Origin of the sequence: Burkholderia crassaminum, assembly GCF_964265005.1 — a bacterium.
In the GTDB taxonomy this organism is placed as follows: domain Bacteria; phylum Pseudomonadota; class Gammaproteobacteria; order Burkholderiales; family Burkholderiaceae; genus Burkholderia.
In genome coordinates, this window is the sequence record NZ_OZ183801.1 from 736,449 (window position 1) to 752,801 (window position 16,353).

Below are 16,353 nucleotides of genomic sequence, written 5' to 3' on the forward strand. Positions count from 1 at the left end.
GGCCGCTTTCCCCTCGGATCACCGACCGATCCTGGCCGAACGCCGCCAAATCGCATCGCACTCCCCGCCCCGCCGCCAAACCAAAAACAAAGCCGGCCCCAAGCCGGCTTCGTCATTCCCCCGCATGCAACAACACGCGCCGATCACTTCATGCAAGCCGAAGCCAGCTTCCCCACCGTAATCACCGCCTGCTCGATCTCCGGCGACCACGGGCTGCTGTAATTCAGCCGGATGAAGTTCCGGTAGTTGTCCGTGATCGAGAACATATAGCCCGGCCCGATCGTGATCCCCTGCTCCAGCGCGAGCTGGTACAACCTCATCGCATCGACCTGCGCGGGCAACTCGACCCACAGCACATAACCACCCGCCGGGCTCGAAATGCGCGTGCCTTCCGGGAAAAACCGCGACACCATCGCGCGCATCAGGTTCGCCTGCTGCGCATACGCCTTGCGCAAGCGCCGCAGGTGATGCTCATAACCATCGCGTTCGAGAAACTCCGCGATCGCGAGCTGCGGCAACGACGGCGTCGCGAGCGTGTTCAGGAACTTCAGCTTCTCGACCTGATCGCGATAACGGCCCGGCAGCGCCCAGCCGATCCGGTACGCAGCCGTCAGGCTCTTCGAGAACGACGAGCAATGCAGCACGATCCCGTTGCGGTCATAGGACTTCAGCGAACTCGGATGCGCATCGCCGAAATACAGTTCGTTATACACACCGTTCTCGATCAGCGGCATCCCGGCCTTCGTCGCGAACTCGACCAGTTCGCGCTTGCGCTCGTCGGGCATCTGGAAGCCGAGCGGGTTCTGGAAGTTCGGCATCACCATGCATGCGGCGATCGGCTGCGACTTCGCGATCGCGGCCAGCGCCGCGATGTCGATCCCGTATTCCGGATGCGTCGCCACCTCGATCGCCTTCATCCCCATCCGCTCGATCGCGTGCAGCATCGCGTAGAACGTCGGCGACTCCACCGCGATCGTGTCGCCCGGCTTCGCGACGGCCTGCAGGCACAGATTGATCGCCTCCGTCGCGCCCACCGTCACGATGATCTCGTTCGGATCCACCGACATCCCGTTTTCCAGGTAGCGTCGTGCGATCTGCCGGATCAGCCGCGGATGCCCCGGCGGCAGCCCGTCCGTCACACCCCACAGCGACTTGTCTCGGCCGGCCGCATACGCGTAGCGGTTCAGCTTTTCGAACGGGAACAGGCTCGGGTCCGGATAAGGCGAGCCGAGCGGCACCGCGTCGTCGGTGCCGATCGAGCGCAGCGTCGACAGCACGAGCCGGCTCACGTCGACCGACGACGAGATCGCGATCGGCTTCGACGGCCGCAGCTCGCGCACTGGCGCATTGCGGTCGTCGCGCCGCAGGTTCACGAAATAGCCCGACTGCGGCCGGCTCTCCAGCAGCCCGCGGCTTTCCAGCAGCAGATACGCGTGCAGCACGGTCGTGATGCTGATCCGGTGCTGCTGGCTCGCCTGCCGCACGGACGGAATCCGGTCGCCGTGCCGGTACACGCCCTGGCGGATCAGGCGTTCGATGTCGTCCGCGAGTTTTTCGTAGAGTTTCATCGCGCGCCTCCCGCCGGCCTGCGCAGCCGCACCGCCCCGCCGTGTGCGTCCGACACGCACGTGTTTCGCCCGCTCGCCGGGCCGTCGTGATTCCTGATCTTTCCCTCCGGTTTTGCCTTTTCCATCGCACTGGCTCGCTCTTGAAGATGCGCCAACAGGGTTCCGGTACGACTGGATCTGCGGCACTGTGCCCTTGATGATGTAATCTTAAGAGCAGAACAGTTGGCGACGAGTACACACATCGACCGCGCGAACAAGAGTACAGTTCGGCGCGAATCGCGCATGGCGGGAAAACTGTACGTCTTATGAAATGGCCGGGCGGCCGGAAGCCTTGCGCGGCGCGGCCGGATCGGCCCGGAACGCCCGCCGCGCGGCCTTTCGCCCGGTTGCATGAATTAGGGTGCAATACTGTGCGTCCGCTCGGTTTTCATTGCCGGAGTCAGACCATGCAGCACACGATCGAACACGCATCCAACCTCGGCGGCATAATCCGAGCCGCCCGGAACGTACAGAAATGGCGCCGGAACAACGCAGCCGGCAAGGAGGCCGCGGATGACTGATCGCGCCCTCGTCGACCAGCTCGTCGCGCGGCTGACCGGCAGCGCCGACCATCCGCGCTTCGCCGGCACGCCGATCGACCTGTCGACACTCGACGCACACACGCTCGGTGCAGTCTGGCCGGCCCTGCGCCGTGTCGAGCACGAGATCCTGATGCGCGACCAGGCATTCGATGACCCGCGCGCCAAATTCGCGCACTGGCTGCACCGGCAGATCGATGCGCTCGGACTCGTGCCGCTCGTCGACGCCGATGCCGCACTCGAACTGTTCCGCGACATCCCGGCCGGCGACTGGAAACGCGCGCTGGAGGATTTGCCCTGCCTCGACGCGCTGCCGTCGCCCGCGCTGCAGGCGGAGCTCGCACGCATCGCGGGCGAACCGGAGGAAGGCGGCGTGCGCTCGGCGTCCAGCACATATGGCGTGTATACGCTCGACCGGTTCGCCGGCCGCCGTGACTTCTCCGCCCGACGGGACGAGTATGCGCACACGCTGGCGGATTCGCCGTATCGCGTGCGCGAACTCGACGTGCTGCCCGAACTCGGGCTGGCCGCACTGCTCACGCTGGCCGCGACGAACAACGGCTACTTCACGTCGAGGCGGCTGTGGCTCAACTTGAGCGATCCGGCCGTCACGCTCGCGGAAGATGCCGCGTACGTCGCCTTCGCGCGCGATGCGCTGACCGAGGCCGCGCGGCAGATCGCGGCGCTCCATGCGGGCGCCGTTCCCTACGAGGCCGATCGTGCGTTCACGACCGACGACGCGCAGGTCGTCGCGCGCGCCGCCCGCGTGGCCGCCTATCGCGACGAAGCATGGCTGCGCCCGCTGATCGGGCCACTGCTGACCGACGTGTGCGTGGCACCAACGGCCGCGAAGACCGCACCGTCACAGTCGCTCGCAATCGCGCTCGGCCACGCGGTCGAGACGATCCCGACACCCGAGAGCGTGCGCGCGCTGCGCGATGCGCTCGCCACCGTGCGTCATGCCGGCGTGCAGAAAAAGCTCGCGCGCAACCTGAAGCCGGCCGAACGCGCGCTCGGCGAGCGGCCGCACACCGCGCTGCGCATGACGCTAGACGCGAAGCCCGACAAGAAGCAGCTCGCGATGCTCGCCACCTGCATGGAAGCCGGCTTCTGGCAGTCGATGACGCTCGGCCATGCCGAATGGCGCGAGCGCCTCGTCGATGCGCCGGCCGGCGCCGCGTTCGCCGCGCGCACGATCTGGCACGCGCTCGGCCGCGATGGATCGACGCAGTCGTTCATGCCCGACATCGCGAAGGGCAAGGTCGTGCTGCGCGACGCGGCCGGGCATGCGATCGACATCGCCGGTGACAGCGACATCCGGTTATGGCACCCGCTGCTGGCCGATGCGGAAGAGCGGCTCGCGTGGCAACGCGCAATCGTCGGCCGCACGCTGCGGCAGCCGGTCAGGCAAGCGTTCCGCGAATACTACGTGCCGGCCGACGGCGACGCGTCGGCCAGCGATTCCGCGATGTTCGAAGGCCACGTGCTGTCGAGCCGGCAGCTGGTCGGAGTCGCACGTCGCGAAGGCTGGTCGATCCGCGCTTACGACGACGGGCTCGTCCGCGAGTTCGGCGACGTGCGCGCGACCTTCTTCGTCGATGCGCGGCTCTATCCGGGCTCGGAAAGCCACGGCACGTCGCGCCGGCTGCATTTCGAACGCCGGCACGAGCGGCGCTGGATACCGCTGCCGATCGGCGAGATCGATCGCGTGGTGTTCTCGGAAGTGGCGCGCGCGGTCGATCTGCTCGTCAGCGTCGCCGCGTTCGCGCTCGACGACGACGCGACACGCGCCGCCACCGCCGCGCTCACGGCCGACCCGGTGCGCCAGCGCGAACGCGAAACGCAACGCTGGCAGCGCCTGAACCGGTTGTCGGATCTGCCGCTGGGTACGATGGCTCGGCATCGCCGGCACGTGCTGTCGCTCGTGTTCGCCGGGCCGGTGGCGCAAGGGAAGATGACGATCGGCGAGCGGCATGTGCGCGTCGGCGCGTGGTCGGTGCATTGCGCGACCGGGCGCGTGATGCGCGAAGGCGAACCCGTCGATACCGCGATCGAGCCGCCGCCGTCGCCGTTGGGCGCGGTGCCGTGGCTGCCTTACGACGAAGCGCTGCTGCAGCGGATCGTCGACGTCGTCGCGGGGTTGCTCGACTGAGCGGCCACCGTCAGATCGAACCGAACAGCGCGCGCGGCCGGTCCTTCAGCGTGCCGGCGAGAATCCGCAGCCCGTTGACGAGCTCGTCGCGCGTGGCCGGGCACGCGAGGTTGATGCGCACGCCGTGCTCGATTTCCGCGCGATCGACCGCGAACGTCGACGACGGCATCACGATCACGCCGCGCGCCTTCGCGTTCGCGGCGAAATCGTCGGCCCGCCACGGCGGCGGCAGGCGCAGCCACACGAACATGCACGCCGGGTCGGATTTCAGCTGCCCGGCCGGCAGCAGCTCCCGCGCGAGATCGACGCGCGCACGGATCTCCGCGAGTTGCGCGCCCATGATCCGCTCGGCGGTGCCGTCCTCGATCCACACGGTCGCGATCAGCATCGACGTGGGGGCCGGCATCCACGCGGTCGTGCGCACCGCCTCCGCGCACAGTGCGACGCTGTCGCGCGGGCAGCTCAGGTAGCCGAGACGCAACCCCGGCGCGAGGATCTTCGACGTCGCGCCGATATGAAACGTCAGCTCGGGGCACAGCCCCGCGATCGCCGGCAGCCGGTCGCGCACGAGCGGGCCGTACACGTCGTCCTCGATGATGGTCACGTGGTGACGCCGCGCGATGTCGACGAGCGCCATCCGGCGCGCGAGGCTCATCGTCGTCACGGTCGGGTTCTGCAGGTTCGGCACGACGAAGATCGCCTTGACCGGCATGCGCTGGCAGATCCGCTCGATCTCGTCGGGCAGCAGACCGTCGTCGTCGGCCGGCGCGCTGACGATCTCGAACTGGAACACCGGCGCAAGCGCCTTGAGCCCGTAGTACGTGAGGCGGTCGGCCACGATCACGCCGTCGGTGCCGATCAGGCTGTTCAGCACCGCGTACAGCCCGTGCTGCGCGCCGCTCGTGACGACTACCTGGTCGCGCGACGGCGTGAAGCCCGGCGCGGCGAGCCACTGCGCGCCGGCCGCGCGCGCCCAGTCGGGGCCCTGCGGCGGCTGGTATTCCTGCAGTGCGGCGAAACGCGGATCGTTCGGCAGCGTGCCGAATGTCTGCGCGAGGCTCGCGAGAAACTCGCCGGTCGCCGGGCGGTTCACGGTCAGGTCGATCACGCCGCTGCCCGCCGCGAGCGACGCGCGGGCCGGCGCGATGCTCGGCATCGCGCCGCCGGTGACAAGCGAGCCGCGGCGTTTGCTGCCGATCACGAGGCCGCGCAGCTGCAATTCCTTGTACGCACGGGACACGGTCGACACGTTGATGCCGAGCTCGGTCGCGAGCTGGCGCTGCGGCGGCAGGCGGCTACCCGGCGGGTATGTGCCGTTGCGGATCTCCTCCTCGATCGAGCTCGATACCTCGACATAAGTCGGCCGCTTCGCCTGCGTCGGCAGGCTGCTGTCGCGCTCGCCGGAAAGTTTGTCTGATGCCATTTGTCGCCCGTGACCACACAAAAAGCGTTTGTCTGCCATTTTGACCTGCCCAGCGATTGTATCCGACATCCCCTCCCCGTCAAACGTCAGTCGAAAAGTCTGTTGAATCAGTCAGTTGGAATCGGGTAAACACTAGCGCCACACAATCTCATTTTGATTGCACACAAAAAATTACTGTGTGATTCTTGATCGCAACTTTGTGTGAATCATGTGGACCGGAGGGGCGCGTCATGGCGAATGTCGCCATCGTGGGTGCAGGCTTCATCGGGCTCGGCGCGGCGGCTTGGCTGCAGCGCGACGGGCATCGCGTGACGCTGTTCGATCCGGCCGGTGTCGGCCAGGGCGCGTCGTTCGGCAATGCCGCGACGTTCGCGCCGTACGGCTGCGTGCCGGTGAACGGCCCTTCGGTGTTCCGCAACCTGCCGCACTTCCTGTTCGCCGCCGACAGCCCGCTGCGCATCCGCTGGCCTTACCTGATGCACGGCGCGCCGTGGCTCGCGCGGTTCCTGCTCGCATCGACGCCCACTCGCCACGTACGCAGCGCGACTGCGCTGGCCGCGCTGCTGTCGCGCGCCGCCGACGGCTATGCGCCGTTGCTTGCCCCGTCCCGGCTCGCGGCGTTCGTGCGGCCGCGCGAATGCCTGTACCTGTATGCGCAGCAGGCGTCGTTCGACGCCGCGCAGCCGTCGCTCGCGCTGCGGCGCCGGCTCGGCGTGCCGTTCGAGACGCTCGACGCGAGCGCAATCCGCCAGCTCGAGCCCGCCCTCGCGCCGATCTTCACGCGCGGCGTGCTGTTCGTCGGCAGCTGGCACCTCTCCGATCCATCCGGATTTCTCGGCGCACTGTTCGCGCACCTCGCCACCGGCGGCGCCACGCTCGAACGCGCGCGCGTCGAGCGGATCGAGCCCGCCGGCGACAGCGTGAACGTGCATGCGGGCGGCACCGTGCGCGCGTTCGATCACGTCGTCATCGCCGCGGGCGCCCGCTCGCGCGAATTCGCGGCCGCATGCGGCGACACGGTGCCGCTCGATACCGAGCGCGGCTATCACGTGCAGTTCGGCGCGCACGAGCCGATCGTTACGCGGCCGGTCGGCTGGGCCGAGCGCGGCTTCTACATGACGCCGCTCGACGAAGGGCTGCGCGCGGCCGGCACCGTCGAACTCGGCGGCTTCGACGCGCCGATGAATCCGTCGCTCGTCGCGCTGCTCACGCGTTCCGCCCGCGAAGCCGTGCCGTCGCTCGGCACCCCGACGCGCAGCTGGCTCGGCTTCCGGCCGACGCTGCCGGATGGCGTGCCCGTCATCGGCCGCGCGCGGAAGAGCGCGCGCGTGATCCATGCGTTCGGTCATCAGCATCTCGGCGTGACGCTCGCCGGCATCACCGGGCAAATCGTCGCCGACCTCGTCGCCCAGCGCGCACCGCCGCTGGACCTCACGCCGTACCGGGCCGCGCGATTCTGACGCGCGCCGCGACTTTCACCACTGCAAGGAGAGGCATCATGAATCGTCGTAACTGGCTGGTCTGGCTGGCCGTCTGCTCGATCGGCACGGTCGCCGCATCCGCGCAGGCCGCGGACCCGGAAACCGTCAAGATCGGCTTCGCCGGCCCGCTGACGGGGCCCGTCGCGCGCGTCGGCAAGGATCTGCAATACGGTGCGCAACTCGCGCTCGACGAAGAGAACGCGAAACATCCGACCGTGGGCGGCAAGCCCGTGCGCTTCGTGCTCGACGTGCAGGACGACCAGGCCGATCCGCGCATCGCGATCCAGGTCGCGCAGAAGCTCGTCGACGACGGCGTGGTCGGCGTGATCGGCCACTACAACTCGGGCTGCAGCATTCCCGCGTCGGCCGTCTACAAGCAGGCGAACGTCGCGATGATCACGCCCGGCTCGACCAATCCGCAACTGACGATGCAGGGCTTCAAGAACGTGTTCCGCACGATGGGGCACGACGGGGTCGGCGGCGTGGTGGCCGGCCGCTTCGCGGTCGAGCAGTTGAAGGCGAAGCGGATCGGCATCATCGACGACCGCACCGCATTCGGGCAGGGTCTCGCCGACGCGTTCGAGAAAGGCGTGAAGGACGCGCACGGCAGCATCGTGTCGCGCGAATACACGAACGACAAGGCCGTTGATTTCCGCGCGATCCTGACGACGATGAAGAGCAACAACGTCGACCTGCTGTTCTTCGGCGGCCTCGACGAACAGGGCGCGATGCTCGTGAAGCAGATGCGCTCGCTCGGCATCCGCGCACAGCTGTTCGGCGCGGGTGCACTGAAAAGCAACGCATTCCTGAAGATTGCCGGTACCTCGGGCGAAGGCACGCAGGATCTCGAACCGGGGCCGGCGCTCGACAAGCTGCCGTCGGCCGTGGCGTTCGCGCAGCGCTACAAGGCGCGCTTCAACCAGGACGTCGAGCTGTATGCGCCGTTCTCTTACGATGCGGCACTCGCGATGATCGCGGCGGTACGCAAAGCCGATTCGCTCGATCGCGGCAAGATCGTCGCGAGCCTGCCCGGTGTGTCGGTCACCGGCGTGACCGGGAAGATCTCGTTCGACGAGCGCGGCGACCTGATCAAGCCGCCGTACACGCTGTTCCGCGTCGAACAGGGGCAGTGGCACAGCATCCGCACGGTCGGCGGCGCGTCGAACTGACGCCCGGCGGCGCGACCGGAGGCCACACCGTCATCGCGCCGCCTGCTGCCGCTGCACCTCCTGCGCTTTCATCTGCAGATACGGGCCTCGCTCGACCTCATGCAGTTGCTGCGGATACTGCTCGGTTGCATCGAACCAGCGCGTGAGGCGCTGGTCGAGCGGCTTGTCGAGCGTCGCGAGATACGCGTCGATCGCAAGGTAGTAGCGCATCGTGTTGCGCTCCAGCAGCCCGCGCACGCCGCCCACGTACTGCGGCTGCGCGGCCGATGCGCCACCGACGTTCGTGAAGCCGATCTTGTCGCTGCCGACGGTCGCGAGGTAGGTCTTCATCGCCATGCGGCCGACCGTGCCGAAGCCATACGAATACGTAAGGTGCAGGAACGTGCGCGACGCGCCGACCGGCACGGCCTCCAGCGCGATCCGGTAATCCTTCGTGCCCATCGGGCCGCTGTCGGCGGTCAGGTCGACCTGGAAATAGTCGGGCGATGTGGCTGCCACGCGATAGCGGAACTGCACGCGATAGGTGTCCGACAGCTTCTGCTGGATCTTGCGGCCGAGGTTCACGTCGAGCACCGGGCCGTTGCTGCCGCTCGACGCATGACAGTACTTCGTGTTCAGGTGCAGGATCAGCACCGCGCACCAGTTCGCGGGGCCCTGCGCGGGATCGTCGAGCTGGCCGCTCACGACCGTGTACGGATAGTCGACCACCGCGTAGATGTCGCCCTTCAGCGACGACGACGCTTCCGCCGATTCGAGCACCAGCGGCCGGTGAAACGCGTTGTCCTTGAGCTGCGCGCCGAGGCTGCGGTAACGGTCGAGCAGCGTCGCCGCATCGTCCGCGCCGAACGACAGCGCGGTCCAGCCCATACACAGGGCCGCGACGAGCGCGCACCGGGCGCGGCGAGCAAGCCACGTGCCGCGCGGATGTCCGGATGTCTTCATTCTTGTGCTCCCGCCTGGCGCGCGAGGGTCGCGCACATGTGTCACAGAATACGCCTGGCCGCAGCGCAACATTGCACGCGAGAAGGCCGCTATCGGCGCCGCTTCACCGGCACCGGCAACTGCGCGGCGGTGATCCGGATCAGCGCCGACAGCCATTCGCGATCGTCCCAGCGCTCGCCGCCGATGACGAGGTGCGGTTTCGCGCCCGGGTACGGTGAACCTTCCTCGCACGCGCCGAGAAACGCGCGGCCTTCGGGTGTCGGCTTGACGAACAGCCGATCGTCGCAGACGAGCGCGGCCATCTTGCCGTCGCAATAGATACCGTACTCGCCGAACATCTTGCGCGCCGATACCGTGCCGGCCGCCCTCATCTGCTCGACGATGAAATCGACTGTGCTTTGGCTCGATGCCATCCCTGCTCCTTGTAAAAAGTTTATGACCGTAGGGTATGCCGGACCGTTCCGCCCGATTGGCAGATGCGCTGCAGTGCGTCATCCATTCGACAGCGGAACGCGCGTTAAGACACGTGCGGGGGCTTCCCGGTCCACATCGCCCCGCGTCCTGACAATTGCATGACGGCGCGCGCCCGGGCGAGACGACCGCGATCGACGACGTGCCAACGCGACAACGCCCGCCTACGAACGCAGCGCCGACGGCGCGACGCCCAGCCAGCGCTGAAAGCTGCGCCGCATGTTCTCCGTATCGCCGAAACCGCATTCGTTCGCCACGCGTTGCAGCGATGCCGCCCCGCTCTCAAGCGCGGCGCGCGCGGCTTCCACGCGCAGCTTCTCGACTGCCTTGGCCGGCGTAAGGCCGGTTTCCGTCTGAAACGCCCGCGCGAATTGACGCGGGCTCATGCACGCCTGCTCGGCCAGGTCGCTCACGCGCAAGCGCGCGCCGAGATTGCGGCGAATGTAATCGAGCAACGGCTTGAAGCGCCCTTGCGCGCTGTCGAGTTCGATCAGTGCCGAAAACTGCGACTGCCCGCCGGGGCGCCGGTAGTACACGACCAGCCGTTTCGCGACGGCACGCGCCAGCCGCTCGCCGCGATCCTCGCCGATCAGCGCAAGCGTCAGGTCGATGCCGGCCGTGATGCCGGCGCTCGTCCAGAACGGCCCGTCATTCACGTAGATGCGGTCGAGCGCCAGCCGCACCTGCGGAAACGCCTGCGCGAAGCGCTCGCCGCAGCCCCAGTGCGTGGTCGCGAGCCGACCGTCCAGCACACCGGCCGCGGCCAGCAGCAGGCTGCCCGAACAGACACTCGCCACGCGGATGCCGCGCGCCGCGCAGCGCCGCACGAACGCGCACGTCGCCTCGTCGACCATCGCGGCATCGACGCCATCGCCACCCGCGACCAGCAACGTATCGAGGTCCGCCGCAACCGGCAACGGCTCGGCGTGCCAGCTCACGCCCGACGAACTGCGCACCAGCCCCGGCTGCGCCGCGACGATGCGAACCGCGTAATACGGCGCGCGCGCATAGTCGGCCATCTCGAACGCGGAAACGGGCCCGGCGGCATCCAGCACCTGGAAACCGGGATACACGAGCACGGCGACGCGATGGGTCATGGCAGAAAGTGCGGGAGAAACGACATTGCGACGGACGGCGCGCGGCGCGATGCTACAGGCCGCTCATGTCTTCGGGAGTTCGTGATGTCCACCACGCCGTTCATCGTCGTATTCGCATTGTTCGATCATGTCACGCAGCTCGATTTCACCGGGCCGGACGAAGTGTTCTGGCGTCTGCCGGGCGCGCGGATTCACCGGGCCTCGGTGCGCGGCGGATCGATTCGCGCGGACAGCGGCCTGACCCTTGCGGAGGTCGAGCGGCTCGCCGACATCGCGCACGCCGATCTCGTCTGCGTGCCGGGCGGGCTCGGCGTGATCGACGCGCTCGCCGACGAGGCGTTCGTCCGCGAGGTGCGCCGGCTCGCGCTGGGCGCCCGCTATGTTACCTCCGTGTGCAGCGGGTCGCTGGTCCTCGGCGCGGCCGGGTTGCTGCAAGGCCGGCGGGCCGCCTGCCATTGGGCATGGCGCGACCTGCTGCCGCCGTTCGGTGCGATCGTCGACGAAGGCCGCGTGGTACGCGACGGCCCGGTCATCACGGGCGGCGGCGTCACTGCCGGCATCGACATGGCGCTCTCGGTGATGGCCGACCTGGCCGGCCCGGCCTACGCGCAAGCGGTACAGCTCGGCATCGAATATGCGCCCGAGCCGCCGTTCGACTGCGGACGTCCCGAGCGGGCCGCGCCGGACATTCTCGCGTCGGTGTCCGCGCTGTTCGAGCGCGTGCGGCCCGATCGTCATGCGGTCGTGGCGCGTGCGGCGCAAAACCTCGCGCAGCCCGACGCAAACCGACAGCCGACATGACGTGCACGCAGCCCGTGCCTCATCGACGCGACGCCGTTACTTGTCCGCCGCAAACGCGCTCGACATCTGCCGCGCCCGCTTCACGTCGTCGCCATGCAGGTAGATCGACGTCGTCGAGATCGACGCGTGCCGCAGGTTGTCGCGCACGGTCGTCAACTCCGCGCCGCGCGCCAACGCGTGCGTCGCATGCGTATGACGCATCCAGTGCGGGCTCGCCTGCCGCAGCTTCTGCGCGAGCGCGGGGTTGTCTGCCTCGACCTGATCGGCCGTCTGCGCGAAGAAACGCTGCATCACCTTCCACAGCCGCACACTCGTGATCGCGGCCGCGCCGTCTTCCGCAAGGCTCGCGATCAGCGGCGTATCGGGCCGCCAGCGCACCGGCGTGACCGGCAGCCGGCGCGCAACCAGATAACGGTCGAGCGCCGTGCGCGCGAGCGGCGGCAACGCGACGCGCGCGGCCTTGCTGCCCTTGCCGATCACCTTCAGCCACGCGTCGCCGTGCGCATCGGTCTCGATGCCGCCGAACGTCGCGCCGACCAGCTCGCTCGCGCGCAACCCGGTCGCATATCCGAAATCGAGAATGAAGCGCAGCCGTTGCGCGGCGGCCGGTGTCCAGCCCGACTGCGGCGCGGCCGTCGTGCCCTTACGGAACTCGAGCCCGTCGGCGATCGTGCGCACGAGCAGCCACTCGCCTTCGGTGAAGGCGTGCGACGTGTCGAGTGCGTTCGCGCCGCGCGTGTCGCGCACCTTGACGCCCGCGAACGGATTCGCGAGCAAGTAGCGCTGCTCGATCAGCCAGCGAAACAGCGCGCCGAGCACCGACAGCGTGTACGCCGCCGAACGCGCGGACAGCGCACCCGAGAACGGCCGCCAGTCGGGCGCGCTGCGCGGCCGCACCGGCCCGACCCAGCGCTCGTGCGGGCTCGGGCGCCGCACGAACGCGCGATACGCGACCGCATCCTCGGTCGTCAGCGACGACAGCGCGCGGCCGCGCTCGACGATCGCCCACAGGATCAAGCGCTCGGCCTCCTTCCGGTACGCACGCCGCGTCGCAGCCGATTCGTGCAGCGATAGCCAGGCATGCACGGCCGCGTAATCGTTGTCCGCATCGAGCGTGCTGGTCGCGCTTGGCGCGCGGAACGTGCCGGCCGAACCATCGACCTCGTGCGGCAGCTTCAACTGCTCCCACGGCACGATGCTGCCGCGCGGCGTCGCCGCGATCAGCGCGCGCGCCCGTTCGGTCAGGTCGGGATGGGCGGCGAAAAACACCTCGATGTTCCGTGCACTGGCCACGCCGAGGCCCGCGATCGCACGCCACCACTGGCGCCGGCGCGGAATCCGCACCGTGAGATCGGCGAGCGTCGCGATCCCGTGGGCACGCAGCGCAACGACCGCACGCGCGGGCAGCCACAGGCCGACGTCGTCGCTGATCTGCGGGACCGGCGCGCGCGCATGACGCAGCAGGCCGATCGCTTCGGCGGCCGCCTTCGCCTCCTGAATACGCTCACCGTCGGGATGACCGAGCCGCTCCGCGAGATCGGGCCGGCCGGCCTGCCGCGCGACGCGCACGAGGCGGCGGCGGATGCCGCCGATCACGCCGCGCGCCGAGCGCCCTTCGCCAAGACGATCGGGCAGGTAGCGCTCGACCGCCTGGCGCACGGTCATGCCCGCGTACCACGCGCGCAACGCGGCCAGTTCGTCGGCGTCGGGAAAGCCTGCGGGCGCAGGCGCGGAATCGGTGGAAGGCGGTGAAGCGAGGCGCGGTTTCATGGGCGCCAGTTTGACAGAAGCGCGCGCGGCCGGATACGTCGCGGGCGCGACAGGCGCAGATGCGCGACCCCGGATCGTCCCGGCATCGCGCCCACGCGTATCGATCGAAGCCCGTCAGCCCGTGACAGGCGTGCGCCGCACTTCCGACAGGTAGATCAGGATCAGCGACACCCACACGATCCCGTACAGGAACATGAAGCAGGTCGTGCGCACGCGCAGCAGGTCGAGCAGCACGCCGAACAGGATCGGCAGCAGGAAACCGCCGAGCCCGCCCGCGAGCCCGACGATGCCCGTGACGACGCCCATGTTGTCCGCGAAATCGTCGGCGACATACTTGAAGGTCGACGCCATCCCGAATGCGAACACCGCGCCGAGCACGAAGGTCAGCGCGACGAAGCCGGCCACCGGCATCGCCACGTTCAGCGTCGCGGTGCCGTCGATCGTGTGGATCACGAAGTCGGTCGCCGGATACGACAGCAGGAACAGCGCGATCCATGCGACCCACAGCCCCCACCACGTGACCGCGTGCGCGCCGAATCGGTCTGACAACGCGCCACCGAGCGCGCGCAGCACCGAGCCCGGCAACGAGAAGCCGGCCGCGAACGCGGACGCCATCACGAGCGACATCCCGTATTCGCTCTTCAGGTACTGCGGAATCCACAGCGACAGCGCGGTGAAGCCGCCAAACGTGATCGAGTAGTACTGGCAGAGCCGCCACACGCGCGGATCGCGCAATACCTTGAACGAATCGAGCAGCGAACCGCCGCGCTTGCCCGCACCCGGATCGGGCGCCGACGCGAACCAGAAAATCGCGGCCGTGACGAGCAGCGCGACCGCATACACGCGCGGCACGAAGCGCCAGCCGTACGCGTCGAGCAGCAGCGGCGTGACGAACAGGTTGACGGCCGCGCCACACGTGCCCGCGCCGAACACGCCCATCGCGAGCCCGCGCCGCTGCGGCGGAAAGAAACGCGCGACATACGGCGTGCCGACCGCGAACGACGCGCCGACGCAACCGAGAAACAGCCCGATCAGCAGGAACTGCCAGAGCTGCGTCGCGTAGCTGACGATATAGACGGGCACCGCACACACGACGAGCAGCACCGTCATCACGATACGGCCGCCGAAACGGTCGGTCCACGTGCCGAGCGGCAAGCGCATCAGCGCACCGGTCAGCACGGGCGTCGACGTGAGCAGCCCGAATTCCGTGCTGTTCAGCCCGAGATCGGTGCGCAACTGCACGCCGAGCACGCCGAACATCATCCACACGACGAAGCACACCATGAACGCCAGCGTGCTCGCGGCCAGCACCGACCACGCGCGCAGCGGAATCGCCGGCGCGCCGCCGGCCGGCACCACGTTACCTTGTTGTTGAGTTGCCATGCATCACACCCCGTTTCACTGGACCAGCGGCCCGTTCGCGCCGTCGAATGCCACGCCTTCGACGCGCGCACCGCCCGCGAGAATCGCCACGTACTGCCGCATCGCCCGCTCCCGCACGCGTTCCGACAGGTACGCGGCGATCTGCGCGGCGGCTTCGTCGAACGGCACCGCGTCGCCCGGCACGCGGCGCTCGATGCGCACGATGTGGAAACCGAAGCGCGTATTGACGAGTTTCGGCAACATGCCGAGCCCGACGGTGTCGAACAGCGCGGCCTCGAATTCCGGCACCGTGTCGCCGCGCAGCAGCTGCCCGAGGCTGCCGCCGACTTCCGCCGACGGGCAGTTCGACGATGTGCGCGCGAGCGCTTCGAACGTGTCGGGCGCGGCGACCACATCGGCGAGCGCGGCCTCCGCGCGCTGCCGCAGCGGTGCGAGCGGCACACGATCCGTCATTGCGAACAGCACGTGGCTCGCATAGACGATGTCGTTGCGGCGAAAACGGGCGGGATGCTGCGCGTAATAGCGCTCGCAAGCCGCGCGATCGGGTTCGGGCACGTGCGTGAGCTCGCGTTCGAGCAGCGCGTCGACGGCCGCGTCGTCGAGCGGCGCGCCTTCGTCGAGCAGCGCGAGCGACACCGCGCGCTGCCGCAGCAGCTCGCGCACCGCGAGCGCGCGCCGGGCCGCGTCGAGCGGATCGGGCGCATCGCCGTGATGCGCGGCCTCGGCCGCGACCGCGTCGTCGTCGATCGCGACACCGTTGATGCGCAATGCGACAGGTACGTCATCGGAGAGAACGTCGTTCATGCGGCCTCCTCAGCGCTTGCGCACGAGCTGGTACGGGCGGATCAGGTACGCGACCGACGCGATGCCGCTCCAGATGTGCACCATCCGAGTGAACGGCGACACGAGGAAGATCGTGAAGCCGAGCAGGATATGCAGCCGGTACGTCAGCGGCACGCCGACGAGCAGGCTCGCGATGTCCGGCCGGAACGTAACGACGCCCTTCACGTAGTCGGTGAGCTGCTCGAACATCGCGCCGTCCATGTGGCGCGTCGACAGCACGACGGTGCCGAGCCCGAGCGCGAGCTGCACCCACAGCATCAGCACGATCAGGATGTCCGACTTGCGGCTGTTGCGGCGGATGCGCGGGTCGCCCAGGCGACGCCAGATCAGGATCGTGAGCCCGATGATCGCCGCGACGCCGGCCGCCCCGCCCGCCACCATCGCGACGAGCTGGTGCCCGGACGCCGACAGAAACGGCGACACGAGCCAGTGCGGCGCGAGAAAGCCGCCGAAGTGGCCGAGCACGACGACCAGTACGCCCCAGTGGAACAGGTTGCTGCCGAGCCGCAGCATGCCGTGGCGCAACAGCTGCGACGAATCGCTTTTCCACGTGTACTGCTCGCGGTCGAAGCGGATCAGGCTGCCGAGCAGCAGCACGGCGAGACAGATGTACGGATAGATCCCGAACAGGAATTGATGCAGGTAATCGTTCATGGCTTTCCCCTGTTGGCGCGA

The 16,353-nt window shown here is 68.5% G+C and carries 13 protein-coding genes; 4 read left to right on the plus strand and 9 right to left on the minus strand.

Features of this window, described 5'->3' with window-relative positions:
* Window positions 1-143 precede the first annotated feature (143 nt).
* Window positions 144-1,568 carry a PLP-dependent aminotransferase family protein gene (locus tag ACPTTF_RS36575; RefSeq protein WP_166959432.1) on the minus strand — a complete coding sequence of 475 codons (1,425 nt, stop codon included), beginning with the start codon at window positions 1,566-1,568 and terminating at the stop codon, window positions 144-146.
* A gap of 552 nt (window positions 1,569-2,120) precedes the next feature.
* On the opposite strand from ACPTTF_RS36575, the gene ACPTTF_RS36580 reads away from it, so the two are divergent.
* Window positions 2,121-4,298 (plus strand): DUF4132 domain-containing protein, encoded by a 2,178-nt coding sequence (locus tag ACPTTF_RS36580; RefSeq protein WP_423372386.1) that lies wholly within the window; start codon window positions 2,121-2,123, stop codon window positions 4,296-4,298.
* Between the two features lie 10 nt (window positions 4,299-4,308).
* Here ACPTTF_RS36580 and ACPTTF_RS36585 read toward each other — a convergent pair whose 3' ends face one another.
* Entirely contained in the window at window positions 4,309-5,721 is a 1,413-nt protein-coding gene (locus ACPTTF_RS36585; protein WP_423372387.1) for a PLP-dependent aminotransferase family protein, read from the minus strand.
* A gap of 230 nt (window positions 5,722-5,951) precedes the next feature.
* Here ACPTTF_RS36585 and ACPTTF_RS36590 point away from each other — a divergent pair, with 230 nt between their 5' ends.
* Both ACPTTF_RS36590 and ACPTTF_RS36595 read left to right on the plus strand, forming a co-directional pair.
* A complete protein-coding gene (locus ACPTTF_RS36590; protein ID WP_423372388.1) occupies window positions 5,952-7,181 on the plus strand; it encodes an NAD(P)/FAD-dependent oxidoreductase in 1,230 nt (409 codons plus the stop codon).
* 38 nt (window positions 7,182-7,219) lie between these two features.
* The gene (locus ACPTTF_RS36595) at window positions 7,220-8,371 is read left to right on the plus strand and encodes a branched-chain amino acid ABC transporter substrate-binding protein (protein ID WP_166959420.1); all 1,152 of its coding nucleotides are present in this window, start codon (window positions 7,220-7,222) and stop codon (window positions 8,369-8,371) included.
* A 30-nt stretch (window positions 8,372-8,401) separates the two neighbouring features.
* On the opposite strand, the gene ACPTTF_RS36600 is transcribed toward ACPTTF_RS36595, so the two are convergent.
* The 3 genes from ACPTTF_RS36600 to ACPTTF_RS36610 form a co-directional block, all read right to left on the minus strand.
* A complete protein-coding gene (locus ACPTTF_RS36600; protein WP_423372389.1) occupies window positions 8,402-9,313 on the minus strand; it encodes a hypothetical protein in 912 nt (303 codons plus the stop codon).
* Window positions 9,314-9,402: 89 nt separating this feature from the next.
* Window positions 9,403-9,726, minus strand: coding sequence for a TfoX/Sxy family protein (locus tag ACPTTF_RS36605; protein WP_423372390.1), 324 nt, complete (start codon window positions 9,724-9,726; stop codon window positions 9,403-9,405).
* A 222-nt stretch (window positions 9,727-9,948) separates the two neighbouring features.
* Entirely contained in the window at window positions 9,949-10,881 is a 933-nt protein-coding gene (locus ACPTTF_RS36610; protein WP_423372391.1) for a GlxA family transcriptional regulator, read from the minus strand.
* An 84-nt stretch (window positions 10,882-10,965) separates the two neighbouring features.
* Between ACPTTF_RS36610 and ACPTTF_RS36615 the strand changes: the two genes are divergently transcribed.
* Window positions 10,966-11,682 (plus strand): DJ-1/PfpI family protein, encoded by a 717-nt coding sequence (locus ACPTTF_RS36615; RefSeq protein WP_423372392.1) that lies wholly within the window; start codon window positions 10,966-10,968, stop codon window positions 11,680-11,682.
* Between the two features lie 36 nt (window positions 11,683-11,718).
* Here ACPTTF_RS36615 and ACPTTF_RS36620 read toward each other — a convergent pair whose 3' ends face one another.
* The 4 genes from ACPTTF_RS36620 to narI form a co-directional block, all read right to left on the minus strand.
* Window positions 11,719-13,452 (minus strand): phage integrase family protein, encoded by a 1,734-nt coding sequence (locus ACPTTF_RS36620; protein ID WP_423372393.1) that lies wholly within the window; start codon window positions 13,450-13,452, stop codon window positions 11,719-11,721.
* A gap of 114 nt (window positions 13,453-13,566) precedes the next feature.
* Complete coding sequence (locus ACPTTF_RS36625; protein ID WP_423372394.1) at window positions 13,567-14,835, minus strand: MFS transporter; 1,269 nt, start codon at window positions 14,833-14,835, stop codon at window positions 13,567-13,569.
* 15 nt (window positions 14,836-14,850) lie between these two features.
* Window positions 14,851-15,639: a peptidylprolyl isomerase gene (locus tag ACPTTF_RS36630; protein WP_423372395.1), complete on the minus strand. Its 789-nt coding sequence runs from the start codon at window positions 15,637-15,639 to the stop codon at window positions 14,851-14,853.
* 9 nt (window positions 15,640-15,648) lie between these two features.
* A complete protein-coding gene (narI, locus tag ACPTTF_RS36635) occupies window positions 15,649-16,332 on the minus strand; it encodes a respiratory nitrate reductase subunit gamma (protein ID WP_205819090.1) in 684 nt (227 codons plus the stop codon).
* Window positions 16,333-16,353: the final 21 nt, after the last annotated feature.